At 55.4% G+C, this 5,265-nt stretch carries 5 protein-coding genes; 3 read left to right on the top strand and 2 right to left on the bottom strand.

Annotated elements, in window-relative coordinates; genetic code table 11:
- A partial coding sequence (locus ABD76_RS09280) for a transposase (protein ID WP_197254502.1) occupies nt 1–204 on the top strand: 204 nt, incomplete at its 5' end.
- Between the two features lie 209 nt (nt 205–413).
- Here the strand turns inward: ABD76_RS09280 and ABD76_RS09285 are convergent.
- Nucleotides 414–1,499 (bottom strand): glycosyltransferase family 61 protein, encoded by a 1,086-nt coding sequence (locus tag ABD76_RS09285; RefSeq protein WP_197256253.1) that lies wholly within the window; start codon nt 1,497–1,499, stop codon nt 414–416.
- Between the two features lie 68 nt (nt 1,500–1,567).
- A complete protein-coding gene (locus tag ABD76_RS09290) occupies nt 1,568–2,245 on the bottom strand; it encodes a class I SAM-dependent methyltransferase (RefSeq protein ID WP_197256255.1) in 678 nt (225 codons plus the stop codon).
- Between the two features lie 89 nt (nt 2,246–2,334).
- Here ABD76_RS09290 and ABD76_RS09295 point away from each other — a divergent pair, with 89 nt between their 5' ends.
- Together ABD76_RS09295 and ABD76_RS09300 are read left to right on the top strand one after the other, a co-directional pair.
- On the top strand, nt 2,335–2,553 hold the full coding sequence (locus ABD76_RS09295; RefSeq protein WP_197256257.1) for a hypothetical protein: 219 nt from the start codon (nt 2,335–2,337) through the stop codon (nt 2,551–2,553).
- A gap of 26 nt (nt 2,554–2,579) precedes the next feature.
- Complete coding sequence (locus ABD76_RS09300) at nt 2,580–4,571, top strand: S9 family peptidase (protein ID WP_197256259.1); 1,992 nt, start codon at nt 2,580–2,582, stop codon at nt 4,569–4,571.
- The last annotated feature ends 694 nt before the right edge of the window (nt 4,572–5,265 follow it).

The raw sequence follows: 5,265 nt of genomic DNA on the forward strand, positions 1-5,265 counted from the left end.
TTCGAGAAGCATGCCAGCCTGAAGTATAAATATGGCAATCGGAAATTTTGGGCGGAGGGCTACTACGTCAGCACAGTAGGCTTAAACGAAGCAACTGTCGCAAAATATATACGTGAACAGGAAGCACATGACCAAGCAGTTGATAAACTGAGTGTGAAAGAGTATGAAGATCCGTTCAACAGAAACAGTAGCAAGAAGAAGTAAACCAGTTTAACTGGTAAGTGAAAGTGACAAGTTACACTGAGCCTGAACAATTTTATTGTAAGGCTAGCGTCTTTAGGCGCAGTTTGGCAACAGGGGGTTATACCCCAAGTGCAAACCACCCGTTGGACGGGTGGTTTTGATTGTTTCGGGCTTGTGCCGCTAGAGAGAATGAGAGGCTCCCTTACAGCGGCACTTCTGATGGGGCGCGGCTAAATGCCTGCCATATGAAGCACGCGCTTCAGCTTGTCAATGTCTACGATCAGGTTGTCAGCGCCGCCGAGCGGCTTCGGCGGCTGCTCGATATCACAGAGCACCTCGTAGTAATTCATCCCGGCGTGATTGCTTATTTTCCAGAAGTAACCATCCATAACCGTTACAGGCGTCAGTTCGAACAAGGTAGAGCCTGGATTGCAAAACGCGGTATTAATGCTTCCGCTTCCGAACGGAGAGACGATAACCTGAGCGGAAGAGTAGATGGATATTTTATCCGCCATGGACAGCGGCGTGAGCACAATGCGGACAAAGCCCTTTTCGGCCAGTACTTGCATCACTTCCTCTTCATTGATGACGTGACGCACGTGCGCATCCTGCCGGCTGACATATATTCGCTCATAGCCGGGACGGGGAGGTATCGAATGTGCGTCTTTCAGACGGGAGCGGATGAACTGACTGGCCCAGCGGGGACATCCGCCCAGAACGAACGGGACGGCTGGCACGACCAGCTTGCGCGCGACCAGATGGAAGTCGTTCCGGTCGACTTGAATTAATTTATCCATTGGAAAACCGAGCATTTGCAGCGATTCATATTGAAATGGATGAGTCAGTTGGCCGATCAAATATTTATCGATAGCGATTCCGCTCTGCTCCAGCAGATGAATTCGGGGCAAAATATCAAAAAACCAATGCCCGAAAATGGCCTGTGTAGAGGCAAAGCCGGGAATATTCCAGCCCCATAACAACGTGGCCACGGTTTCTGTTGTATATTGGGGCGGAGGAAGCTCGATGAACGGATAGGGATAGGCAAGTTCCACGTCAAGAAGCCGGCGATGGTCGGGGGTAACAACGTACCCGCACCCGGTCATGACTCTTCCTTCCGGGATGACCGCCACGAAGGCCTCATCGGTGTGGCATAGCGGCGGCCAACGGGGCACGTCCACCCCTTTGGGGGCAGGCAAGACGACGGTTTCCTCCGGGTAAATGATTTTGTACCTCTCTTGAAGCAATGAGAGATCATAGGCGTAACCGGCAGCCCAATCTCGCGTCCGGTGATAGAAAAGATTCGGGATCGTATTCATCAATCCGGCCCTCCTTGAACAGATTGGCTGTTGCCGCAGCGGGACGGGCAATCGCGACAGGAGTTCATCTACGCTTGTCCCGCTGCATAATTCGCCACAAGCGCTTCCGGGTTACCGATCAGCGGAAGCCATTCGGGGGAACATCCTTTTGGGAACAGGACGCCGAGTCCGCATGAATGAGTAAATGTGATATGGGGATGCATCTGAAGCTCTTCCCACAGTCGGTAAACGCCGAAATCCCCCATGCGGATGGCGATGTCATGGAACAATACGATTCCGTTCCGGGCCAGCTTCGGAAGCCAGTTTATATAGTCATTGCGAACCGCTTCGTAGGTGTGATAACCGTCAATATGCAGGATGTCGATGTATCCGTCGGCGAAATATTTCGCCGCTCCGTTGAAGTCGCTCCGCACCAGGACGCCGATATTCGGAAATTCTCGGTCCGTAACGGCCTGAACCGCATGAAAGACGCTATCGTTATAGACGCCGACATGCGGATCGCCCATCCACGAATCGATGGCGAAGCAGTGGGAGTTCAGTTGTCCGTCTTTCACCGCCTGGCAGAAGGCGAAGAACGAGGTGCCGTACAAGGTGCCCAATTCCACGATGATGCGGGGCCGGGCGAAGCGGACCAGATCGTACGCGAACCGGCGATGGCCGGACCAGGCTCCATGCGTCATAAAAAGTTGCGGCAGCTCCGGCGCCGAATCCGAGGCGAATACGGGCTGGTAATAGTGCCAATCCATCCTAAAACACCGCCTTTATAGAAGAGTAGAGTCATTGAATAGAGTATGCAGGGGCAGAGGAGGCGGCAAGGGCAGCTAAGACGGGAGAGATGCACAATTTGGACGTGGCCGGCCGCGACGGGGAGAGCGGGAAGCGGGCAGGAGAAAGGGCGCTAATTCAGTCCGGAAGGAGCCCAATCAACGGGAAGCGAGGCGGCAAGCATCCGGTTGCGAACGAATCGAAGGGGAACCTGCCGGTCCCCGGCAATCTGCCCGCGGAACTTGGCCGTCTTGGACTTGTCTTGTGCAGGGAAGGAATGCCATACTAGGTATATCAATCATGGGAGGTGTTACGATGGAGCAGCGCGCCATCACAGCGGAAGATTTATACCGGTTCGTATGGTTAAGCGATCCGGCCGTCAATCCGCAGGACGGAACGATTGCATATGTAGCGAGACAGGTCAATGAGGAAAAGAGCGGATACCGCTCCCGCATACATATCACGGCAGCAGACGGAACGAAGAGCAAGGCATTTACGAACGGGGAGCAGGACAGCGCGCCTGTCTGGTCGCCGGACGGGACGAAGCTGGCGTTCCTGCGCAAGAAGGGGAAGCACCAGCAGATCTGGACGATGGCGGCCGATGGGGGCGAAGCGGAAGCCATAACGGACGCGGAGTTCGGCGTCAGCGCATTTGCCTGGTCGCCGGACGGTTCCCGCCTGTTGTATACATCGAGCATCGATCCGGCCAAGAGCGAACAGAAGGAGCAGCAGGAAGACGGCGAGAAGAAGCCTGGCAAGCAGGCGCTCGTCGTCGACCGCCTGAAATGCAAGGCGGACGGCAAAGGATTGCTTGACGGCAAGCGCACGCATTTATTTGTATTTCATCCCGCATCGGGCTCGACCGTTCAATTGACTTCCGGAGATTATGATATTCATGATTTCGTCTGGTCGCCGGACGGCGTTCATGCCGCCTTCTCCGCCAAGCGTGTCGAGGATGAAGCGGTCGATCCGGATCTCGTCTTCACGCAAGACATCTTCGTCGTGAACTGCGAGGACGGCGCTTGCCGCCGCGTCACGGAGTCCGGTCTTGTCGTTGGGAAGCTCGCCTTCTCGCCTGACGGGCAAACGATCGCATTCTTCGGCCATGACCGCCAATATGAGAACGCGACCTTGATCCGCCTCTATACCGTACCGGCCGCGGGGGGCGCCGCCGTATGCGTAACCGCCGATCTCGATTTGTATCTCGGCAACGCGGCCGTGACCGACATGAAGGCCGGAGGCTCTTCGGCTCCCGTGTTCACCCCGGACGGCTCCGCCGTATACTCGCTCATCTCGGCGGAAGGCAGCGTTCAGCTCGCACGCTTCCCGCTGGAGGGTGGATATGAGGTGCTGATCTCTGGCGATCGGGAGATTACCCAATTCACCGCGACGAAGGACGGGCAGCGGATCGTCTTCATCGCGGCCGATCCGCTGCAGCCGGGAGAGCTGTTCGTCATGGATACGCGTACGGGCGAAGAGCGCCGGCTGGCCGCCCCGAACGAAGACTTCCTGGCGGAGCTGAAGCTGAGCCGGCCGGAATCGTTCTGGGTCGAGACCTCCGACGGCTGGAAGGTGCAGGCGTGGATAATGAAGCCGTCAGGAGTGTCTGCGGGCGAGAAGGTGCCGACCATCGTCGAGATTCACGGCGGGCCGCATACGATGTACGCGAATTCGTTCATGCATGAATTCCAACTGCTTGTCGCCCAGGGCTATGCGGTTCTGTATTCGAACCCGCGCGGCAGCCACGGCTACGGACAGAAGTTCGTCGATGCCTGCCGCGGAGATTACGGCGGGAAGGATTACGAGGATATTATGGAGATGCTGGATCAGGCCATTGCCCGCTACGATTTCGTGGATGAAGGGCGGCTTGGCGTCACCGGCGGCAGCTACGGCGGCTTCATGACCAACTGGATTGTCGGCCATACGAACCGCTTCAAGGGCGCCGTCACTCAGCGCTCGATCTCGAACTGGTTCTCTTTCTATGGCGTCAGCGATATCGGCTATTATTTCACCGAGTATCAGATCTGCGCCCAGCCTTGGGAGGATCCAGAGAAGTTGTGGAAGCATTCGCCGCTCGCTTATGTGAACGAAGTGCAGACGCCGCTGCTTATTCTGCACGGAGAAGACGATTTGCGCTGCCCTATCGAGCAAGCCGAGCAGCTTTATGTGGCCCTGAAGCGCCTGGGCAAGACGACCCAGTTGGTGCGGTTCCCGGGCGCCAATCACGATCTGTCGCGCAACGGGCATCCCGAGCTGCGCGTAGAGCGGCTGAACCGGATTGCCGGCTGGATGAAGCAATACGTATAGCTGGGGGCTGCGTCGAACGCCCGCAGGACTTCCCGGCCCGCGGCCCCGGAGCGATATTCCATATGAGTTGCAGGATGTGTCGCACACCGGAGCGATATTCCGCATGAATTGCAGGACGTGTCGCACACCGGCGCGATATCTTGCGGGATGATGAGCAGGGAGCGAAGGGGCTGTCAGAGAAGGCGGAAGCGGGAAAACGGCGGCGGATACAGGCGGATAAAATGGAAGCCGGAAAAGCGGCAGAAGATGATGAGCCAGTAAAATCCTGCGCCAATGCAGCAATTTTCGTTATTTGGTGCGCTATTGGATGGAATTCCTGCTAAAATACCACTAGCGTTGCATCGAGCGGTTAGTTCATAATCTAATTTCAATTAACATCAATATATGATATATATTTACATCTGCAATGTCCGCGCTAAGTCTAAAAAAGTCGAGCTGGAAATAGACCCTGCGCGTTATCCATTATATGTAAAAGTATTTTTCGTTTGTCATTACCTCACAATCAGTTTCGGTTTCATCGACTTCGTTGCCTTTTTCGGACGTCTCCCATTTCGCTTTGGTCGTCCCCTAGATGTTCGGGTCGGCTTGCGGTTGAGTGCAGCGATCAAATTTTCCCATGGTTTTTCCGCATAGATGCGAATCAACTGAAGGAGATCCCATGTCGACTTATTACAGTCCAATGTTAGTTTAATTA

The sequence above is a fragment of the Paenibacillus dendritiformis genome, assembly GCF_015845845.1.
Lineage (GTDB): Bacteria > Bacillota > Bacilli > Paenibacillales > Paenibacillaceae > Paenibacillus_B > Paenibacillus_B dendritiformis_C.

Bases quoted from the DNA above. Each gene is read 5' to 3' on its own strand.
- ABD76_RS09285 (WP_197256253.1), bottom strand. From the start codon at position 1,499: ATGAATACGATCCCGAATCTTTTCTATCACCGGACGCGAGATTGGGCT.
- ABD76_RS09290 (WP_197256255.1), bottom strand. From the start codon at position 2,245: ATGGATTGGCACTATTACCAGCCCGTATTCGCCTCGGATTCGGCGCCG.
- ABD76_RS09295 (WP_197256257.1), top strand. From the start codon at position 2,335: ATGCACAATTTGGACGTGGCCGGCCGCGACGGGGAGAGCGGGAAGCGG.
- ABD76_RS09300 (WP_197256259.1), top strand. From the start codon at position 2,580: ATGGAGCAGCGCGCCATCACAGCGGAAGATTTATACCGGTTCGTATGG.